At 62.8% G+C, this 20,237-nt stretch carries 19 protein-coding genes; 9 read left to right on the top strand and 10 right to left on the bottom strand.

Going from position 1 to position 20,237, the window contains the following annotated elements; all coding sequences use genetic code 11:
* Nucleotides 1-88: 88 nt before the first annotated feature.
* From katG to xseA, 5 genes are all read right to left on the bottom strand, one after another.
* A complete protein-coding gene (gene katG, locus P0D70_RS22200; RefSeq protein ID WP_408186056.1) occupies nt 89-2,353 on the bottom strand; it encodes a catalase/peroxidase HPI in 2,265 nt (754 codons plus the stop codon).
* Nucleotides 2,354-2,994: 641 nt separating this feature from the next.
* Complete coding sequence (locus tag P0D70_RS22195) at nt 2,995-3,363, bottom strand: DUF190 domain-containing protein (protein WP_408186055.1); 369 nt, start codon at nt 3,361-3,363, stop codon at nt 2,995-2,997.
* Nucleotides 3,364-3,508: 145 nt separating this feature from the next.
* On the bottom strand, nt 3,509-3,847 hold the full coding sequence (locus tag P0D70_RS22190) for a DUF190 domain-containing protein (RefSeq protein ID WP_091799591.1): 339 nt from the start codon (nt 3,845-3,847) through the stop codon (nt 3,509-3,511).
* A 300-nt stretch (nt 3,848-4,147) separates the two neighbouring features.
* Nucleotides 4,148-4,726, bottom strand: a complete 579-nt coding sequence (gene sodB / locus P0D70_RS22185) for a superoxide dismutase [Fe] (protein WP_408186054.1) — start codon at nt 4,724-4,726, stop codon at nt 4,148-4,150.
* A gap of 220 nt (nt 4,727-4,946) precedes the next feature.
* Nucleotides 4,947-6,326, bottom strand: a complete 1,380-nt coding sequence (gene xseA / locus P0D70_RS22180) for an exodeoxyribonuclease VII large subunit (RefSeq protein WP_408186053.1) — start codon at nt 6,324-6,326, stop codon at nt 4,947-4,949.
* Between the two features lie 559 nt (nt 6,327-6,885).
* Here xseA and lpxK point away from each other — a divergent pair.
* From lpxK to P0D70_RS22155, 5 genes are all read left to right on the top strand, one after another.
* Nucleotides 6,886-7,902: a tetraacyldisaccharide 4'-kinase gene (gene lpxK, locus P0D70_RS22175; protein WP_408186052.1), complete on the top strand. Its 1,017-nt coding sequence runs from the start codon at nt 6,886-6,888 to the stop codon at nt 7,900-7,902.
* A complete protein-coding gene (locus P0D70_RS22170) occupies nt 7,883-8,086 on the top strand; it encodes a Trm112 family protein (protein ID WP_007180583.1) in 204 nt (67 codons plus the stop codon). The genes lpxK and P0D70_RS22170 overlap by 20 nt, the downstream gene beginning before the upstream one ends.
* Nucleotides 8,087-8,247: 161 nt before the next feature.
* Nucleotides 8,248-9,048, top strand: coding sequence for a 3-deoxy-manno-octulosonate cytidylyltransferase (gene kdsB / locus P0D70_RS22165; protein ID WP_408186051.1), 801 nt, complete (start codon nt 8,248-8,250; stop codon nt 9,046-9,048).
* A 212-nt stretch (nt 9,049-9,260) separates the two neighbouring features.
* A complete protein-coding gene (gene adk / locus P0D70_RS22160; protein ID WP_091799577.1) occupies nt 9,261-9,926 on the top strand; it encodes an adenylate kinase in 666 nt (221 codons plus the stop codon).
* 233 nt (nt 9,927-10,159) lie between these two features.
* Nucleotides 10,160-10,918: a 3-hydroxyacyl-CoA dehydrogenase gene (locus tag P0D70_RS22155; RefSeq protein ID WP_408186050.1), complete on the top strand. Its 759-nt coding sequence runs from the start codon at nt 10,160-10,162 to the stop codon at nt 10,916-10,918.
* Between the two features lie 119 nt (nt 10,919-11,037).
* Here the strand turns inward: P0D70_RS22155 and P0D70_RS22150 are convergent, their stop codons facing one another.
* Both P0D70_RS22150 and murJ read right to left on the bottom strand, forming a co-directional pair.
* The gene (locus P0D70_RS22150; RefSeq protein ID WP_408186049.1) at nt 11,038-11,880 is read right to left on the bottom strand and encodes a SirB1 family protein; all 843 of its coding nucleotides are present in this window, start codon (nt 11,878-11,880) and stop codon (nt 11,038-11,040) included.
* A 5-nt stretch (nt 11,881-11,885) separates the two neighbouring features.
* Nucleotides 11,886-13,436 carry a murein biosynthesis integral membrane protein MurJ gene (murJ, locus tag P0D70_RS22145; protein WP_408186048.1) on the bottom strand — a complete coding sequence of 517 codons (1,551 nt, stop codon included), beginning with the start codon at nt 13,434-13,436 and terminating at the stop codon, nt 11,886-11,888.
* 534 nt (nt 13,437-13,970) lie between these two features.
* Here murJ and rpsT point away from each other — a divergent pair.
* The gene (gene rpsT, locus P0D70_RS22140; RefSeq protein WP_012434165.1) at nt 13,971-14,249 is read left to right on the top strand and encodes a 30S ribosomal protein S20; all 279 of its coding nucleotides are present in this window, start codon (nt 13,971-13,973) and stop codon (nt 14,247-14,249) included.
* A gap of 189 nt (nt 14,250-14,438) precedes the next feature.
* On the opposite strand, the gene P0D70_RS22135 is transcribed toward rpsT, so the two are convergent.
* Nucleotides 14,439-14,780, bottom strand: coding sequence for a DUF3579 domain-containing protein (locus tag P0D70_RS22135; RefSeq protein ID WP_091799568.1), 342 nt, complete (start codon nt 14,778-14,780; stop codon nt 14,439-14,441).
* A gap of 437 nt (nt 14,781-15,217) precedes the next feature.
* Between P0D70_RS22135 and argF the strand changes: the two genes are divergently transcribed.
* Both argF and P0D70_RS22125 read left to right on the top strand, forming a co-directional pair.
* Nucleotides 15,218-16,147, top strand: coding sequence for an ornithine carbamoyltransferase (argF, locus tag P0D70_RS22130; RefSeq protein ID WP_091799565.1), 930 nt, complete (start codon nt 15,218-15,220; stop codon nt 16,145-16,147).
* Nucleotides 16,148-16,409: 262 nt separating this feature from the next.
* On the top strand, nt 16,410-17,636 hold the full coding sequence (locus tag P0D70_RS22125) for an argininosuccinate synthase (protein WP_091799562.1): 1,227 nt from the start codon (nt 16,410-16,412) through the stop codon (nt 17,634-17,636).
* Between the two features lie 168 nt (nt 17,637-17,804).
* Here P0D70_RS22125 and murB read toward each other — a convergent pair whose 3' ends face one another.
* Nucleotides 17,805-18,845: a UDP-N-acetylmuramate dehydrogenase gene (gene murB / locus P0D70_RS22120; protein WP_408186047.1), complete on the bottom strand. Its 1,041-nt coding sequence runs from the start codon at nt 18,843-18,845 to the stop codon at nt 17,805-17,807.
* A gap of 209 nt (nt 18,846-19,054) precedes the next feature.
* Between murB and P0D70_RS22115 the strand changes: the two genes are divergently transcribed.
* Nucleotides 19,055-19,540: a YajQ family cyclic di-GMP-binding protein gene (locus P0D70_RS22115; protein WP_007180572.1), complete on the top strand. Its 486-nt coding sequence runs from the start codon at nt 19,055-19,057 to the stop codon at nt 19,538-19,540.
* A 41-nt stretch (nt 19,541-19,581) separates the two neighbouring features.
* Here the strand turns inward: P0D70_RS22115 and plsY are convergent, their stop codons facing one another.
* Nucleotides 19,582-20,226, bottom strand: coding sequence for a glycerol-3-phosphate 1-O-acyltransferase PlsY (plsY, locus tag P0D70_RS22110; protein ID WP_408186046.1), 645 nt, complete (start codon nt 20,224-20,226; stop codon nt 19,582-19,584).
* Nucleotides 20,227-20,237 lie beyond the last annotated feature (11 nt).

The raw sequence follows: 20,237 nt of genomic DNA, 5'->3' as shown, positions 1-20,237 counted from the left end.
CCGTTACCAACTGTGACAAAGATGATCTGGCTCGCCACATGCGTCAAAAGGCCCCGTCAGAGGAACTGAGCTGACGGGGCGATTCGACCTATCGGGCGATGTCGAAGCGGTCGAGATCCATCACTTTGGCCCAGGCTGCAACGAAGTCGCGGATGAATTTTTCCTGTGCGTCTTCGCTTGCATAGACTTCGCACAGCGCTCGCAGTTGGGCATGCGAACCAAAGACCAGGTCGACGCGCGTGCCCGTCCATTTGAGCTCGCCGGTCTTGCGATCACGCCCCTCGAACACATCACGGGCGGAGGACAGCGGCTTCCACTCCGTACCCATATCGAGCAGGTTACGGAAGAAGTCATTGGACAGCGTCTCTGGCCTGTGGGTGAATACGCCGTGCGAATCCTGCCCCGCGTGAACATTCAACGCGCGCAAGCCGCCGATCAGCACCGTCATCTCCGGCGCGGTCAACGTCAGCAATTGCGCCTTGTCGATCAGCAACGCTTCCGCCGGGGCGCGGTACTTGGCCTTCAGGTAGTTGCGAAAGCCATCGGCAAGCGGTTCGAGCGCCGCGACGGATTGCACGTCGGTCTGCTCCTGCGAGGCGTCCATGCGGCCCGGCGTGAAAGGCACGCTCACCTGATGACCGGCGCTCTTCGCCGCCTGCTCGACGGCGGCGCCACCGGCCAGCACGATCAGGTCGGCCAGCGAAATTTTCTTGCCGCCAGCCTGCGCGCCATTGAACTCGCTCTGGATGCCTTCGAGAACTTTCAGCACCTTCGCCAGTTGCTCAGGCTGGTTCACCGCCCAGTCTTTCTGCGGCGCGAGGCGAATGCGCGCACCGTTGGCGCCGCCACGTTTGTCCGAGCCGCGGAACGTGGAGGCCGACGCCCATGCCGTCGACGCCAGTTGCGAGACCGACAGTCCCGACGCGAGAGTCTTCTGCTTGAGCGAGGCGATGTCCTGCTCGTTCACCAGCGGATGGTCGACCTCCGGAATCGGGTCCTGCCAGATCAGTTTTTCGGCCGGCACTTCCGGTCCGAGATAACGGGCATACGGCCCCATGTCGCGGTGAGTCAGCTTGAACCAGGCACGGGCGAACGCATCGGCGAGCTGGTCCGGGTTCTCCAGGAAACGCCGCGAAATCTTCTCGTAGGCGGGGTCGAAGCGCAGCGAGAGGTCCGTGGTGAGCATCGTCGGGCGCAGCTTCTTCGAGGGATCGTGAGCATGCGGGATCGTTTCGCCGGCATCCTTGGCGACCCACTGATGCGCGCCGGCGGGACTCTTGGTCAACTCCCATTCGTACTTGAAGAGGTTTTCGAAGAAGCCGTTGCCCCACTTGGTCGGCGTGGTGGTCCAGGTCACTTCCAGACCGCTGGTGATCGTGTCGCCGCCCTTGCCCGTGCCGAAGCTGTTCTTCCACCCAAGCCCCTGGTTCTCGAGATCGGCGGCCTCGGGTTCAGGGCCGACGTTGTCGGCCGGACCTGCGCCATGCGTCTTGCCGAACGTGTGACCGCCGGCGATCAGCGCGACGGTCTCTTCGTCGTTCATGGCCATGCGCGCGAAGGTTTCGCGAATGTCGTGTGCCGCGGCGAGCGGGTCCGGATTGCCGTCGGGACCTTCCGGGTTCACATAGATGAGGCCCATCTGCACCGCACCCAGCGGATTTTCCAGGGTTCGCCCGCTGGTGTCGCGGCTCACCTCTTCGCCGTGCTTTTCTTCGTCAGCGACGATCACGCCACCGTCGTCGTTGTCGCCGGCTGCGCCTTTGCCATAGCGGACGTCGCCACCGAGCCAGGTCTTTTCATTGCCCCAGTAGACGTCCTGGTCCGGCTCCCACGTGTCCTCGCGACCACCCGCGAAACCGAACGTCTTGAAGCCCATGGTTTCGAGCGCGACGTTGCCGGTGAGAATCAACAGGTCGGCCCAGGAAATCTTCTGCCCGTACTTTTGCTTGATCGGCCAAAGCAGGCGGCGAGCCTTATCCAGGCTGACGTTGTCAGGCCAGCTGTTGAGCGGCGCGAACCGTTGCTGGCCGCGCCCTGCGCCGCCGCGGCCGTCGCCGATTCGATAGGTGCCTGCGCTGTGCCACGCCATGCGGATGAACAGCGGGCCGTAGTGGCCGAAGTCCGCGGGCCACCAATCCTGCGAGTTGGTCATCAATGCCGCAAGGTCCTTCTTCACTGCCGCCAGGTCGAGGCTCTTGAACGCCTCAGCATAGTTGAAGCTGCTGTCCAACGGGTTCGACTTGCCGGAGTGCTGGCTGAGCAAATCCAGCCGCAACTGCTTCGGCCACCAGTCACGGTTCGTGGTGCCGCCGCCGGCGGCATGATTGAACGGGCACTTTGCTTCGCTTGACATGCGTTACCTCCTTGGGAGACGTAAACCGGGATGTTCTACTGTGGCGTCAGACCGCCAGGCGCGACGACGATCCGGCGCTGGCGGGTCTGCCTGAAACCTCGTGGTGCGCGCTTTCTGACGTACCGCGGCTGATCACCCGCGGCACGGGGCCGTGCTGCGACGCGGGCTATCGTGGCGTGCAATTGGACGAGAATGGCTCACCGTTTCAGATCTGTTGGGAACTAAAATATACGTGAGAGTTTCTCGCAATAGAAAGCGTTTCCTGCAATGGTATTGATAGGTCGTGACTATAACGTGGCCACCGGAAAGGCGTTTGCTCGGTGCCAGGATGGAAAACGCCCCGGCCGCAATGAGCACGCTGCACGGCAGCAGGGATAACACAACGCCCCCCGGAAACGGCACTCCCGCATCATGTTTCGAGTCGGGCCGACGACATGACCGCTCGCCCAATCAAAGAGAATCGTTCCTTCCGGGCAACACGAAGTGTGTCTGGATGCTCGGCAATCGCTCGCGCTCCCTCGCGAGCCATCGCGCATGGCAAACCACGTGGATTGCATTGAAGCCCGGAGAATCAGCCTGAGTATTGATTAGGCATCCGATACTTTATCGAAGCACAAACACACGCAAGGCCCGTGTTCCTGCTAGCCCGCCGAACGACCAAACAGGGAAAAATGCTTTGACGCTTTGTGCGGGGCGGCGTCGCCGATCACACCGAATTCGATCGGAAAACGCATGTAGAACACATGGACGTTTTCGGCGCGCACAATATCGAGAAGCTGCTGCGCTTCCGCTTCCGTCACGGCAAGAATGATCTGCACCGGCTGATCGTCGAGTTTGAGCATATGCGCCGCGTGACGCGAACCGGCGTGGCCGATCCCTTCGGCACAATTGATGACGGTCGCGCCGCCGATCCCGAGTTGGCGCACCTCATGCAACAGCCATTCGCATACGGTCTGATGGCCGTGCTTCCGGTTGTGTTCCGTATAGAACGTCAGTTGATAGCCGTTCATCGTGCCTCTCCGCTGCCGGACGCGGGGTCGCGGCCAGCTTGATTCATTCTAGTCTATCGCCCACACGACACACGAGCGTGCCCGGCACTGTCGCGCCTGCGGGGGCGACCGGGGTCTCTGCCGAACATCGGCATAAACGCGGACGCTACTCGCCACCCTCCTGTGCGTCCGCGCCAAGCACTTCGTATTCGATGGGACAACGCGTGTAGAAGAGATGAACACCGCCATGCCGAAGGCTATCGAGTAGTGCGTCGATGCGATCATCCGCCGCCGCCACCGTGACGACCACCGGTTGGTCGACCAATTCGAAAAACCGCGCCGCGTGGTACTTGCCGTGCGCGTCGATGCTTTCGCTCACTTCGATCACCGTCGCACCCTCGATGCCGGCCGCCTTCGTCCTGTCGAGAATCCAGTCGACGATGGTCATGTGGCTCTTGCGGTGGCTCTGGTTGGCTGCAAACAGCGTCAGTTGACTGCCTTTCATGAGGAACTCCGATTGGGCTCCATGATGCATGCATGAATTGTCGATTCGCGCAGAAGGCCGCGACAGGCTACGACTTCCTGATCGAGGAGACTCGCAGACTTCAACCTTCGATTCTCTCGACACTCATACTACCCCCGAGCAACCGCCTCGCTCGAATGCCTTGTGAAATGAATCGTGTGAACCAATTGTGTAAAACGAATCGCGGGCACAAAAAAGCCCTCTCGCGGAGGGCTTTCATATTGGCGACAGTTTGCAAAGCTTATTGCGGGAGACCGCATCAACCTTTGCTCAACCGCAAACTCACGCGAAGTTCTTCGACGCGAATTCCCAATTGACGATGTTCCAGTACGCTTCGACGAACTTCGGACGCGCATTGCGGTAGTCGATGTAGTAAGCGTGTTCCCACACGTCGATCGTCAGCAGTGCTTTCGCGTCGGTGGTCAGCGGCGTGGCGGCGTTGCTCGTCGACACCAGGTCGAGCGAACCGTCAGCCTTCTTCACGAGCCATGCCCAACCCGAGCCGAACGTGCCGACTGCGGTCTTGGCGAACTCTTCCTTGAACTTCTCGAACGAACCCCACTTGGCGTTGATCGCTTCAGCCAGCGCGCCGGTCGGAGCACCGCCACCTTGCGGCGACAGGCTGTTCCAGAAGAACGTGTGGTTCCACACTTGAGCCGCGTTGTTGAACACGCCGCCCGATGCCTTCTTGACGATTTCCTCGAGCGACAGGTTCTCGAACTCCGTGCCCTTGATCAGATTGTTCAGGTTGGTCACATAGGTCTGGTGATGCTTGCCGTAGTGAAACTCGAGCGTCTCTTCCGACATGTTCGGAGCGAGTGCGTTTTTCGCGAACGGCAGCGGCGGGAGCGTATGTTCCATGGTGCTTTCCTTCTGTCTGTATCTGTTGTGGGGGAGTCTGCGGATAACGCTTTAGAGCACTCGATTGTAGGCGAGTTGGAAAAACCCCGCAAACCAACGGACTTTATGTCCGGCATCGGCGAACATGCCGCACACATAGCGTGATTAATGCCTTCGCACGCGGTGTGCCCGATCGTTGCCATCGTCAAAAAGTACGTCCGCTCACACCGTCGGCGAAGTGTCAGAAACCGTCCGTCAGGCGTGGCTGCACATCCGCGAGCGCAATGTCCGCGCTGCCTTCGGCGAGATGCACCGTCAAACGCCGCCCCGGCTTCAACGACGACGGCGCGCGCACCGCGCGCCCGCTCTGGGCGTCCAGCACGGCAGCATAACCACGCTCGAGCGTACGCTGCGGACTGAGCACTTCGAGACGCGCGGCAAGCGTGTCGATGCGCGCGGTCTGACGTTCATGCTGGCGTAACAAAGCCGCGTCCAGACGCTGCGCGAGATTGCCGAGCTTCGCCTGATGCCCGGCGAGATCCGGACGCCAGCGCTGCCAGCGCATCTGTAGCAGCGAAAACCGTGCTCGTGCGTCGCGCACCGGGCGCGCGCCCGCCGATGCGAGCCGCACGCTCAACTGCTGCACATGCGTGCGCTGCCGCGCAAGACGTTCGGCCGGCGACACCAGCCGGCGCGCGAGCCAGTCGAGTTGCTGGGCGCGCCGCTCCATCATGCGGCCGAAGCCGCGTGCGAGCGTCGCATGACGATGGTCGAGCTCACGCAGCAGCAGCACGCGCTGCGGACTCACCAGTTCGGCGGCGCCGGTCGGTGTCGGTGCGCGCACGTCGGCGGCGAAATCGGCAATCGTGAAATCGGTTTCGTGACCGACTCCGCTCACCACCGGAATGGCGCTTTCCGCAATCGCGCGCGCCAGGACTTCTTCGTTGAACGCCCACAGGTCTTCGATCGAGCCGCCGCCACGGCAGACGATCAGCACGTCGACTTCGCGCCTTGCGTTGGCGGCGTCGACCATCGCGGCGAGCTTGGCGCTCACGCCCACACCCTGCACCGGCGCTGGATAGACGATCACCGGAATGTGCGGCGCGCGGCGCGACAGCGTGGTCAGGACATCGCGCAAGGCCGCGGCCTGCAACGATGTGACAATGCCGATCGCTCGCGGATGAGCCGGCAACGCGCGTTTTCGCTCGGCGGCAAAGAGACCCTCGGCTTCGAGCTGCGCTTTCAGCCGGAGAAACGCTTCGTAAAGACGCCCCTGCCCCGTGCGCCGCACCGCTTCCACATTCAATTGCAGTTCGCCGCGCGGCTCGTACATCGTCACCAGCGCGCGCACTTCGATGCGATCGCCTTCGCGTGGCGTGAATTCGGCGTATTGCGCCCGCCCGCGGAACATCACGCAACGCATCTGCGCCTGCGCGTCCTTGATCGAGAAATACCAATGGCCGCTTGCGGCACGGGTGAAGTTGGACACTTCGCCGGCGACCCAGACGAGCGGAAACGAGCGTTCGAGCATCGTGCCGATCGCGCGATTGAGCGCCGAGACGGGAACGACGACTTCACCGCCGGGCGCGGCCGACGAGGAAAAAGGGCTTTCGGGATTCATGCGAGGAATAGGGGTGGCTGGCCGGATAGACGATAGACCGAGCGGCCATTGCCGTCCAGCGTGGCGCTCGAATTGTTAAAAGTGTCCACATGGCGGGACCTGCCAGACGAATCGCGCCAGACTGCCTGCGCAAGCGCATGAATTCAAAGCATGTCGTTGATTTATATGGCGTTTACATCTCACTAAAGAGAATGATTACCGATCACGAGCGCACGGACCGGCCCTCTCCGCTCGTCGGATGGCAGGTTCTCCACAAAGTTATCCACAGGCGGCGCCCGACATCGTCAGGGCCGTTTCGACGCGCGCCGCCCCGCAGGCGACTTGCCGGGCGGGACGCACGCGCGCTAGAGTGGCGGGTTCGACGGCATGCCGAACGTCCTCGCGGCGTCCGGCATTGCGGCACCCTCGCCCTGTGCCGCCCTGTTTCGCCTTTGGCCTCATTATCGACAGTCCGGAGAACCGCGTTGATGCTTGCCCCGCGTTTTGCGCCTAGCTCCTTCATGCCGCCGTCCCGGCGCTTTCCGACGGGCGGCGCGCCGTTCGTCCGTGCGACCCGCCCATGAGCGAAATTCACAACCGTCTCGAAGCACGCCTTGCGCGCGAATGGCAGCAGCGTGGCCCGCTTGCATGGGCGCTGACGCCGTTCGCCTGCGTGTTCGGCGCGATCGCCGCCGCGCGCCGCGCCGCCTTTTCGTTCGGCTGGTTGAAATCGGTTCGCATCGGCGTGCCCGTGGTGGTGGTCGGCAATGTGACCGTCGGGGGCACCGGCAAGACGCCCACGGTGATCGCGCTCGTCGAAGCGTTACGCGCCGCGGGCTTCAAGCCCGGCGTGGTGTCGCGCGGCTACGGCGCGCGCGTGACGAGCCCGACACGGGTCACGCCTGCATCGGCGGCGAGCGTGGGCGGCGACGAGCCGCTGCTGATCGCCCGCCGTACCGGCGCGCCGGTCTGGGTCTGTCCGGATCGCGTGGCGGCTGCGCAGGCGCTGTGCGCCGCGCACCGCGAAGTCGACGTGATCGTGAGCGATGACGGCTTGCAGCATTACCGGCTCGAACGCGATGCCGAACTGGTCGTGTTCGATCACCGGCTCGGCGGCAATGGTTTCCTGCTGCCGGCCGGCCCGCTGCGCGAGCCCTTGTCGCGCCGCCGCGATGCGACGCTCGTCAATGATCCTTACGCGCGCACGCTGCCCGCGTGGCCGAACACCTTCGCGTTGAAACTCACGCCCGGCGACGCGTGGCATCTGGACAATCCCGCGTTGCGCCGACCGCTCGCGCAATTCAGCGGCGATCGCGTGCTGGCCGCGGCCGGCATCGGCGCGCCGGAGCGTTTTTTCGCCACGCTGCGCGCCGCCGGCCTGACGCCGGCCACCCGCGCGTTGCCGGATCATTACGCGTTCGAACGCAATCCTTTTACCGACGTGGACGCCGACGCCATCCTGATAACAGAAAAGGATGCGGTAAAATTAGGGTCCTGGCACGACGCGCGCATCTGGGTAGTCCCGGTCGAAGCCGCGCTCGATCATCGCCTCATCGCATTAGTTGTGGAGAAAGTCCGTGGACGCTCGCCTGCTTGAAATTCTCGTCTGCCCGATCTGCAAGGGCCCGCTCAGCTACGACCGCGCCGCGCAGGAACTGATCTGCAATGCGGACAAGCTCGCCTATCCGATCCGCGACGGGATTCCCGTCATGCTCGTCGACGAAGCGCGGCAAACCGTGGAAGGCACGCCGGTCGATCTGAATCCGGGTTCCGTGGCCTGAAGCCGGAGCGACTCGCACCGGGCGGCCGCCATGCGGGCGCCCCTTGTGTTTCGATCCGCATCCGCCGTCTTTCCGGTCCGCGCCCTTGCAGTTTGCGCGGCCACCTTCCCGCGGCTTCATCGCCGCCCGCCGTTCCGCCCGTCTCTGCGCCTGTCCTGCCGATGACCCACGCCAACACCACCACGCCTCCGTTCATCGCCGTCGTCCCGGCCCGGCTCGCCTCGACGCGTCTGCCCAACAAGCCGCTCGCCGATATCGGCGGCAAGCCGATGGTGGTGCGGGTCGCGGAACGCGCGCGCGAATCCGGCGCGCAGCAGGTGCTGGTCGCCTCGGACGCGCAAGCGGTGCTCGACGCCGCCCGCGATCACGGCTTCGAAGCCGTGTTGACGCGCGCGGACCATCCGTCCGGCACGGACCGCCTCGCGGAAGTCGCGGCGCAATTCGGCTGGAGCGACGACACGATCGTGGTCAACGTGCAGGGCGACGAGCCGCTGATCGATCCCGCGCTCGTGTGCGGCGTGGCGTCGCACCTTGCGGCGAGCAGTGGTTGCGCGATCGCCACTGCTGCCCACCCGATCACCGACCCCGCCGAAATTTTCAACCCGAACGTCGTCAAGGTCGTGCTCGACGCGCGCGGCGTCGCGCTGTACTTCTCGCGCGCGCCGATTCCCTGGGCACGCGACGCGTATCAGCCGCACTGGCCCAATGTCGCGTCGATGCCCACTCCGCCCGCGCCCGCGGTGGTTCATCGGCATATCGGCCTGTACGCGTACCGCGCGCAATTCCTGCGCACCTACCCGAGCCTCGCGATCTCGCCGATCGAACAGGTCGAAGCGCTCGAACAACTGCGCGCGATGTGGCATGGCGAGCGAATCGCGGTGCTCGTCACCCACGACGTGCCGCTGCCCGGCGTCGACACGCCCGCCGATCTCGCGCGCGTGCAGGCTTTATTCGGGTCTTGAGCGCAAAAACCCATGGCATAATCGGACGGTTGTGCGCGCCTCCCGAGACAAACGAGGTTCAGGGTTTGCCCGGTCGCGCCGTTACGGTCCTGCAGCGCCGTTTCTTTAACGTGCAGCGCGAGACTCGTACCGGCAGCCGACGCGGAGCCCTCGAGACATCGTGGGACGGCTGCAGCGCCACCAAAGAATTCACATAGATCTGGAGATAGCACATGCGTTTGATCCTATTGGGTGCGCCCGGCGCGGGTAAGGGCACCCAGGCGACCTTCATCAAGGAAAAGTTCGGCATTCCGCAAATTTCCACCGGCGACATGCTGCGTGCGGCCGTCAAGGCAGGCACGCCGCTTGGCCTCGAAGCGAAGCGCTTCATGGATGCCGGCGAACTGGTCACGGACGAGTTGATCATCAACTTGGTGAAGGAACGTCTGCAGCAGGCCGACTGCGCGAACGGCTATCTGTTCGACGGTTTTCCGCGCACCATTCCGCAAGCCGAGGCGATGAAGCAGGCCGGCGTCGCGATCGACTACGTGCTGGAAATCGACGTGCCGTTCGACGAGATCATCTTGCGTATGAGCGGTCGCCGCTCGCACGCCGCGTCGGGCCGTACGTACCACGTCAAGTTCAATCCGCCGAAAGTGGAAGGCGTGGACGACGTGACGGGCGAACCGCTGATTCAGCGCGACGACGACAAGGAAGAAACGGTCAAGAAGCGTCTGGAAGTGTACGAGGCGCAAACCAAGCCGTTGATCGAGTACTACAACACCTGGGCGAAGAACGGCGATTCGTCGACCTCGTTGAAGGCGCCGCAGTATCGCCGCATTTCGGGGCTCGGCAGCGTCGAGGAAATTCGTGAACGCGCATTCGAGGCATTGAAGTAAGCGCGTTTTCGTTTGCGTTTGTTTCAATAGGACCCGCCCTTGCCGGCGGGTTTTTTATTGCATTGCGCGGATGCAGTGCCCGTTCTCCGCGCGCTGCACCCCGTATTACTTAGCGATCCATAATGGTTTGCTTTCAGCCCGTCGCGCTTTCCGCGTTGCAGCATAGTCGTTACAATCGATCATCGAAAAAATATTCGATCTAGACACTACTGAACCGTAGCAAAGGAGAAGACATGGAGATTCGTGACAATGTGTTCCTGATCACCGGCGGTGCGTCAGGCTTGGGCGCAGCCACCGCACGCCTGCTCGTCGAAAATGGCGGCAAGGTGGTGCTCGCCGATCTGAACGTGGAGGCCGGCGAAGCGCTCGCCAACGAACTCGGCGGTGTCTTCGTCAAATGCGACGTCAGCCGTGAAGACGACGCCACGCAAGCCGTCGAAGCCGCCACCAAACTCGGCACGCTGCGCGGCCTCGTCAATTGCGCGGGTGTCGCGCCTGCCATCAAAACGGTCGGCAAGGACGGCCCCCATCCGCTCGATTCGTTCGCGCGCACCATCTCGATCAACCTGATCGGCACGTTCAACATGATCCGGCTTGCCGCCGCGGCCATGTCGAAGAACGAGCCGAATGCGAATGGCGAGCGTGGCGTGATCATCAATACGGCGTCGGTGGCCGCCTATGATGGCCAGATCGGCCAGGCGGCTTACGCCGCGTCCAAGAGCGGCGTGGTCGGCATGACGCTGCCCATCGCCCGTGACCTGTCGCGCAACGCGATCCGCGTGATGACCATTGCGCCGGGCATTTTCGAAACGCCCATGCTGCTCGGCATGCCGCAGGAAGTGCAGGACGCCCTCGGCGCAATGGTGCCGTTCCCACCGCGTCTTGGCAAACCGGCGGAGTACGCGATGCTGGCCAAGCAGATCTTCGACAACCCGATGCTCAATGGCGAAGTGATCCGTCTGGACGGCGCGATCCGCATGCAGCCGAAGTGAGCGTCCATGCGGCGTGCCGTCTGAAAGGGGCGCGTCAATGAAAAAACGCCTGCACACGAATGTGTGCAGGCGTTTTGTTTTGAGCCGTACCAGCGGGCGCTACCCCCACTGCGCACTGCCTACTCGCGATCGTTGTGCTGGGTACGCTGACGCAGTTCGTGCAATTGCGACTCGACCACCGTTGCGTCTTCGGCATCCGGCCGGTCGCCCAGATAACGCTCCAGGTCTTCGAGCGCGGGGCGCAGGTAATCGAGCCGCGCATACGCGAAGCCGCGGTCGCGCACTTCTTCGATACTCTCCGGCAGCAGGATCACGAGACGCTGCTGCACCGCCAGCAAACGCTGCCAGCGTTCCGTCTGAAGATACGTGGACTTCAGGTTGCGCAGCATGCGGGCGATGATCTCGCGGCGCGTGGCCGGTTGCAGCAGCATGCGCAGCGCCCTGCTCACCGATTCGCCCGCCGACGCGACATAAGGCTCCAGCATCTCCACCATCTCCGACTCGGACAGCGAATGTCCGCTGGTCGGATCGAGCATCACGTCGCCGTCGGGCGTGGTCACGCGCAACAGGAAGTGGCCGGGAAAAGACACGCCGCGCGCCGGAACGCCGATCTGCTCAGCCATCTCCAGATACAGCACGGCCAGCGAAATCGGAATGCCGCGGCGCCGCTTGAGCACCGCGTTCAGATGGCTGTTGTCCGGGTCGTAATAGTCGTTGAGATTGCTGGCGAAACCCAGCTCGCGAAAGAAGAACCGGTTCAGAATGCCGACTTTCTGCTTGATGTCGGCGTCGTCCGGCATGCGCCGCTGCAGACGCACCACCAGCTCGTCGATCTCGGCGAGCGTGGCTTGCAGATCGAGGTCGGGATAAGCATCCTGCGCGAGCGAGAGCGCCGCCTCGGTCAACGGAAGACTGTCGTCTTCGGCAACCAGCGTGCTGAAATAGTCGAGAACTCGCGTCATCGTGATCACTTCGCTCGCCTTTTGAAATACGCGTACTTGAAGCCCATCAGCCAAAGCATACCGAAATATAGCGCGGCGAACAGAACGAGGCACGCTGCGAGCAACGCCATGCGGTCGACCGGCCGGCTATGCAAGCCGATCCAGTCGAAGCTGATCGCCAGCCAGTGCATCGCGCCAGCCAGCACGAGGCAGGCGCCGAGCAACTGCACGAAGAATTTGAGCCAGCCGCTCGACGGCGTATAGATGTCGCGTTTGCGCAGGCCGAGAAACAGCAGCAGCGCATTACCGCAAGCGCCGAGCCCAACGCTCAGCGTCAAACCCGCATGAGCGAAGATCGGCACGAACAGATAGTTGCTCAACTGCGTGAGAATCAACACGCCGACACCGATCTTCACCGGCGTCTTGATGTCCTGCTTGGCGTAGAAACCCGGCGCGAGGATCTTGATGAGAATCAGGCCGATCAGCCCGACGCCGTACGCGGACAGCGCGCGAGAGGTCATCACCACCGAGTTGCCGTCGAACTTGCCGTAGTGGAACAGCGTGGCGGTCAGCGGCTCTGCGAAGAAGAACAGTGCGACGGCGCTCGGCGCGGCGAGCAGAAAGGTGACGCGCAAGCCCCAATCGAGCAGCGACGAATACTCGTGCGGATCAGCGTCGACGTGCGCCTTCGAGAGGCTCGGCAGCAGGATCGTGCCGAGCGCGACACCCAGCAGCGCGGTCGGGAACTCCATCAGCCGGTCGGCGTAGTTGATCCAGGACACCGCCCCCGGGCCGATGCGCGACGCGATATTCGTGTTGATGATCAGGCTGATCTGCGCGACCGAGACGGCGAACATCGCGGGCACCATCTTGGACAGCACGCGCTTCACGCCGCGATGCGCGAGCGCCTTCACCGGATTCAGGCCGATGCGCGGAATCATGTCGATCTTCTTCAGACCCGGCAGTTGCACGACGAACTGCAGCACGCCGCCCGCGATCACCGCCCACGCGAGCGCATAGACCGGCGTTTGCAGGCGCGGCGCGACGAACACGGCGGCGACGATGAACGCGACGTTCAGCAGAACCGGCGCGAATGCGGGCAGCGAGAAGTTCTTGTACGTATTCAGCACGCCCGACGCCAGCGACGTCAGCGAAATGAAAATGATGTACGGGAACATGATGCGCGTCATGGTGACCGCGAGCGCGTACGCCTGGCCCTCGTGCGCGAGGCCCGAAGCGACAATGAACACCACGCCCGACGCGCCGACCACGCCGATCAGCGAGAGGACGGCGAGCGCCCAGGCGAGCACCGTCGACGTGGCGTCCACCAGCGCCTTGGTGGCGTCATGGCCTTGCTGATTCTTGAACTCGGCGAGGATCGGCACGAAGGCCTGCGAGAACGCGCCTTCAGCGGAGATGCGGCGCAACAGGTTCGGAATGCGGAAGGCGACGTAGAACGCGTCAGTGTATTGACTGGCACCGAACGCGCGTGCGATCAGCGTTTCGCGGGCCAGTCCGGTCACGCGCGACAGCAGCGTGAAGCCGCTGACCGTCAGCAGGGCTCGGAATAGATTCATGGGGCGCTTATTATACGGGTGCCGCAAGTGCGGACGACGAGCCGGAACGCGATTCGGACCGATTTGCCGCGCAGACGTTCGATCCGACAGGCGGATTGGCGCGTTTTTTGTGGCCCGCCCGCGCGGCGGCGTCCTGTCGGACATCCCCGCAGCCCACTTCCAGGCGGACTCCGGCCAGACTTCGGGCGGCGGCCCCGGCATCGCCGCCAGCCGGGTGCCAGGCTTTACGCCACGGGGCGGCAGGACTTCGTAGCGCTTTCCCGTTGCCACGTGCCTGATTTTGTTGCTATAATCGCCGGTTTCGAAGCTCGCTCAACTTTCGGTCTACTTCCAGACGAGGTCGCGGCCGGCGACACGCCACCTGCGAACATCCTCGAATAGCCCGAAAACACAGGCCAGCCTTCACGTAGTCCGATCGATTTTTTTCGACACTTTTGCGCTCTTGGGCAATCGCTTCCAAGAGTTCGATCTAAAAGCAGCACCTCACCACTTGAAGGTCAGGTACTGGAAACAGGAACAGGATAAGGAACCGTCATGGCTAACTCCGCACAAGCACGCAAGCGCGCCCGCCAGGCCGCCAAGGCAAACTCGCACAACTCGGCACTGCGCTCGAAGTTCCGCACGGCTATCAAGGCTGTCCGCAAGGCGATCGACGCCGGCGACAAGGCTAAGGCCGCTGAGATCTTCCAGGCATCGTCGAAGACCATCGACATCATTGCCGACAAGAACATCGTTCACAAGAACAAGGCTGCTCGCCATAAGAGCCGCCTCGCTGCAGCCATCAAGGGTCTGCAAGCGTCCGCAGCGCAGTAATTCCGGTCAGCCCGCTTCGGTGGGCTACCTCCTGTTTCCGCTGCACAGAAAGGCCCGCCTCGGCGGGCTTTTTTGCTTGGCACCGGCGCAGGCCGATGGTGCGCCCCACTCGCCGATGCCGATGCTTCGGCCGCAAAAAAACCCGCTGCTGGCGGGTTTTTGTTTTTGCCGACTCGACTGGCTTGCGCCTTAGCGCGTGTTCTTGGTCTGCTGCGTGCCATGCTCCGGCGGCAACTCGCAAGCCTCGGTCACGATAAGGTCGTTGTCTTTCGCGAAGTTGAGGACGAAGTCGAAAGCCATCGGCTCGATGTCACGCAAGCGCGAATCGAGAATCACGCATTTGAGGTCGCCGAGCATGGTCGGCCGGACGTAAAGCGAGTACTGCATATAAGCGTTCGGCCCCTTCCTTGCACCGGGGCCGAAGCATGCCATGACGCCTGCGAGGCGCTCCGACCAGTCGCTCGGCCGAAACTTTTTTCCCGTCGACGTAATGCCCTGAATGAAATATTCGGTTGGAGCTGCTTCGGCCATGTAGGAATACCTGTGTGACTGCCCAGCGGGATGACGGCAAAGCGAACGGCGAAGCGGCTTTGAATTGCCTGGACTCGCCGACCGTGCCGCGATGGCGAACCACACCACCGAAACCGCGAAGGGCCGGCTGAGCCGCCTTTGCGCTTGTCATGACGGCACACCGCGAGCAGGCCTTTCCGAGCCGCGCGAGCCGTGTCCCGCAAGCGAAATACCGGCCTGCTGGGCTTTGGGATAACCCGTAGATTATAGCGCAGCGGACCTTTTTCCGCAGCGCACACAAGACAAGTCTGAGATATCGGCGACGCTTTCAGCCGGCTTGCCCGGCCTTTTGGCCGACTCGTCAAATCGGGCGAAATCCTTTATGCTGCATTGAGTTACCACAAACGACGGCGGCGTCGTCCGGCAATCCTGCCGGGTGAGACCGCCGTATTTGTTTCATGACCGCCAAGAAAATTCGCCACTACCTGCAGTTCAAGGATTTCTCGCTGGAAGACTACGAGTACGTGCTGGAACGCGCGCGCATTCTGAAACGCAAATTCAAGAACTACGAGACCTACCATCCGCTGCACGATCGCACGCTGGCGATGATCTTCGAAAAAAATTCGACACGCACGCGCCTGTCGTTCGAAGCCGGCATCTTCCAGTTGGGCGGTCACGCCGTTTTCATGAGCACGCGTGACACGCAACTTGGCCGCGGCGAACCGATCGAAGACGCAGCGCAAGTGATCTCGCGCATGGTCGACATCATCATGATCCGCACGTTCGGCCAGGACATTCTCACCCGCTTCGCCGAGAATTCGCGCGTGCCGGTAATCAACGGGCTGACCAACGAATATCACCCGTGCCAGGTGCTGGCGGACATCTTCACGTACTTCGAGCATCGCGGTCCGATTCGCGGCAAGACGGTTGCGTGGGTCGGCGACGCCAACAACATGCTGTACACGTGGATCGAAGCCGCGCAGATTCTCGGCTTCAAGCTGCGCCTGTCCACGCCGCCGGGCTACAAGCTCGACCGCGCCATGGTCGCCGCCGAGAGCGCGCCGTTCTACGAAGAATTCGACGATCCGAACGAGGCCTGCACGGGCGCCGACCTCGTGACCACCGACGTCTGGACCAGCATGGGCTTCGAGGCCGAGAACGAAGCGCGCAAGAAAGCCTTCGCCGACTGGTGCGTCGACGCCGACATGATGGCGCGTGCCAATGCAGATGCGCTCTTTATGCACTGCCTGCCTGCCCATCGCGGCGAGGAAGTCAGCGCCGAAGTGATCGACGGCCCGCAAAGCGTCGTGTGGGACGAGGCGGAAAATCGTTTGCACGTGCAAAAGGCCTTGATGGAATATCTGCTGCTCGGCAAGCTGAATCACTGAGCGAGCCGCTGCCCGGCATTTAATGCAGCACCCAATGCAGCATCTGCGTGTAGCGCGACGGGGCCTTGAATACGAGGCAAGGCATCCACGTTTAGCGCCACGCATCGAGCCGGCGTCCACTGCGTCAAGCGGACCCGGCTTCGTCACCGCATCGCCCCAAAAACGCGGGCAACCCGCGGTTTAGTGTCAAAATAGTGGTTTTCCGCGCTCCGGGACCGCCGGCGCGCCTTGTTTTCCCGCTTTCTCCAGCTACGAGTTCACCATGAGCGATATCAAGAAAGTCGTGCTCGCCTATTCGGGCGGCCTCGACACCTCCGTCATCCTGAAGTGGTTGCAGGACAATTACGACGCCGAAGTCGTCACGTTCACGGCCGACATCGGCCAGGGCGAAGAGCTGGAACCGGCGCGCAAGAAGGCCCTGCAACTCGGCATCAAGCCGGAAAACATCTTTATCGAAGACCTGCGCGAAGAGTTCGTGCGTGACTTCGTGTTCCCGATGTTCCGCGCCAACACGATCTATGAAGGCGAGTATCTGCTGGGCACGTCGATCGCGCGTCCGCTGATCGCCAAGCGTCAGATCGAAATCGCGCGCGCCACCGGCGCGCAAGCGGTCTCGCACGGCGCAACCGGCAAGGGCAACGACCAGGTTCGCTTCGAACTCGGTTACTACGCGCTGGAACCGGGTATCAAGGTCATCGCGCCGTGGCGCGAATGGGATCTGCTGTCGCGTGAAAAGCTGCTCGCGTACGCCGAAAAGGCCGGCATTCCGATCGAAATGAAGCACAAGCAAGGCGGCGCGCCGTATTCGATGGACGCGAACCTGCTGCACATTTCGTTCGAAGGTCGTCACCTGGAAGATCCGAAAGCGGAAGCGGAAGCCGATATGTGGCGTTGGACCGTGTCGCCGGAAGAGGCGCCGGACCAGGCTGAATACCTCGACATCGAGTACGAGCACGGCGATCCGGTTGCGATCAACGGCAAGCGTCTGTCGGCCGCGGAAATGCTCACCGAGCTGAACCGCCTGGGCGGCAAGCACGGCATTGGCCGTCTGGATCTGGTGGAAAACCGTTACGTCGGCATGAAGTCGCGCGGCTGCTATGAAACGCCGGGCGGCACGATCATGCTGAAGGCGCACCGCGGCATCGAGTCGATCACGCTCGACCGTGAAGTGGCTCACCTGAAAGACGACCTGATGCCCCGCTACGCGGCGCTGATCTATAACGGCTACTGGTGGAGCCCGGAGCGCCGTGCGCTCCAGGTGCTGATCGACCATACGCAAGAGAAGGTCAACGGCTGGGTGCGCGTGAAGCTGTACAAGGGCAGCGTGTCGGTCGTCGCGCGCGATTCGAAGGAAACGCTGTTCGACAAGACCATCGCCACTTTCGACGACGACGGCGGCGCTTACAACCAGGCCGACGCTGGCGGGTTCATCAAGCTGAACGCACTGCGTATGCGGATTGCGGAAAACGCTCGCCGTCAGCGCGATTGATGAAGCACGGCTTGGCAGCAGGCTAACTTCGCGCTAGCGAAGTTCAGCGCCGAAAGGCGCGGCCGAAGCCAAACGCAAAAAAGGCGCCGGGAGGAAACTCCCGGCGCCTTTTTTATCACCAACACATCCGCATCAACACGTCCGCACCGACCAACCCGACTCAACCCATCACAAACAAACCGGCTCCGCCTCCAGCTCCACCCCAAACCTCTCCAGCACATCGCGCTGAATCGCCTTCGCCAGCGCCAACACCTCCGCGCCGCTCGCGCCGCCGCGATTCACCAGCACCAGCGCCTGCCGTTCGTGCACGGCCGCCGCGCCCATCGCGCGACCTTTCCAGCCGCATCGATCGATCAGCCAGCCCGCGGCAAGCTTCACCCGGCCATCCGGCTGCACATAGGACACGACTTCCGGCTCCCGGAGCTTCAGCGCCTCGAACTGCGCCGCCTCGACCACAGGATTCTTGAAGAAGCTGCCGGCATTGCCGAGCTCCAGCGGATCGGGCAGCTTGGCGCGCCGCACCGCCACCACCGCATCGAAGATAGCCTGCGCGGTCGGCGGCGTATCGGCGTGGCCGTTCGCGGCCAGTTCGCGAGCGAGATCCGCATACCCGGCGCGCGGCTGCCAGACCTTCGGCAAACGGAACGTCACCGACGTAATCACGAAACGCTCGCGCCCTTCCCGCTTGAAAAAACTGTCGCGATAGCCGAAGCGGCAAGCCTGCGCGTCCAGCTCGACCACGGCGCCCGTGGCCAGCTCCACCGCGCGCAGCGACGCGAAACGCTCGCACATCTCCAACCCGTACGCGCCGATGTTCTGGATCGGCGCCGCGCCCACCGTGCCCGGAATCAGCGCGAGGTTCTCGAGGCCAGCCATGCCTTGCGACAAAGTCCAGGCCACAAACTCATGCCACGGCTCGCCGCCGGCCGCTTCGACGTACCATGCATGATCGTCTTCACGTACCACGCGGCGGCCCCGCAGCGCGACCAGCAACACCAGGCCGCCAAAGTCGCCGGTCAGCACGACATTGCTGCCGCCGCCGAGCACGAGGCGCGGCAGCCCGGCTGCGCGCGGATCACGCACCGCGGCCATCAATTGCTCTTCTCGCTCGATGCGGCACGCAAACTGCGCGCGAACATCGAAGCCGAAGGTGTTGTGCGGCTTCAGCGGATAGCCGGCAACGAACGCGGCAGATTCGGAGTGGGACATCGGAATGAGAACAGTGAAACGACGAATGAAACGACGAAATAAGCAGCCTATGAAAACGGCTTCGGACCCGGGCTGCGCGGCAATGCGCGGCGGCCTTGGGCAAAAGGGAGCGGCGTCGGTAAAATGACGTCCGGTCCGTGATTATAGCGAGTGCCTCATGAGCAGCCGGCCGGCTGCGTCGCGCACCGCAGCACTATTGGGAGAAAGCAATGCCATCGTTTGACGTCGTCTGCGAAGCGAACATGATCGAAGTCAAGAACGCGATCGAGCAGTCCAACAAGGAAATTTCAACGCGCTTCGACTTCAAAGGGTCGGACGCGCGCGTCGAACACAAGGAAAACGAAATCACGGCCTACGCGGACGATGATTTCAAACTCGGCCAGGTAAAAGACGTGCTGCTGTCGAAAATGGCCAAGCGCAACGTGGACGTGCGCTTCCTCGACTACGGCAAGATCGAGAAGATCGGCGGCGACAAGGTCAAGCAGGTCATCAAGATCAAGAAAGGCGTGTCGGGCGATCTGTCGAAGAAAATCGTGCGCCTCGTGAAGGACAGCAAGATCAAGGTCCAGGCGAGCATTCAGGGCGACGCGGTGCGCATCACCGGCGGCAAGCGCGACGACCTGCAAAGCGTGATCGCCATGCTGCGCAAGGACGTGACGGACACGCCGCTCGACTTCAATAACTTCCGCGACTGATGCTTCGGCGCGCGAACGCCGCGCGCCAATGCATCAACCCGTCAGACGTCGCTCCCCGCCGCCGGCTTTGCCGCCGCATCCGCCTTCTTCTTGTCGCCAATGCGGCTCTCCTGCCCGCGCATCAGCTTGGCGATGTTGCCGCGATGGCGCCACACCAGCAGCGAACTCATCACGACGATCGCCAGCGCGATGATATGCGGCCCGAACAGGAAACCGTCGAAGATCGGCGCGAATACCGCCGCGGCCAGTGCCGCCAGCGACGAATAGCGCGTGAAGAACGCCACGATCAGCCAGGTCAGCAGGGTCGCCACGCCGAGGATCGGATTGATCGCGAGCAGCACGCCCGCCGCGGTCGCCACGCCCTTGCCGCCTTTGAAGCGGAAGAAAACCGGGTACAGGTGACCGAGAAACACGGCAACCGACGCAATCGCCACCGAAGTCTCGTCGAGCCCATAGCGCGCGCCGAAATGCACGACGAACCACACCGGCAGCCAGCCCTTGAACGCGTCGCCGATCAGCGTGAGAATCGCGGCCTTCTTGCTGCCGCTGCGCAGCACGTTGGTGGCGCCCGGGTTGCCCGAGCCATAGGAGCGGGGGTCGTCGAGGCCCATCGCGGCGCTCACGATCACGGCAAACGACACCGAACCGATCAGGTAGGCAACGACAGCAACGATCAGGTTTTGCATCTGGGACTCTT

It is taken from the genome of Paraburkholderia sp. RL17-381-BIF-C (genome assembly GCF_046026435.1).
Lineage (GTDB): Bacteria > Pseudomonadota > Gammaproteobacteria > Burkholderiales > Burkholderiaceae > Paraburkholderia.
The sequence above is the reverse complement of the archived record's forward strand: the minus strand, read 5'-3'. Positions and strand labels throughout refer to the sequence as shown.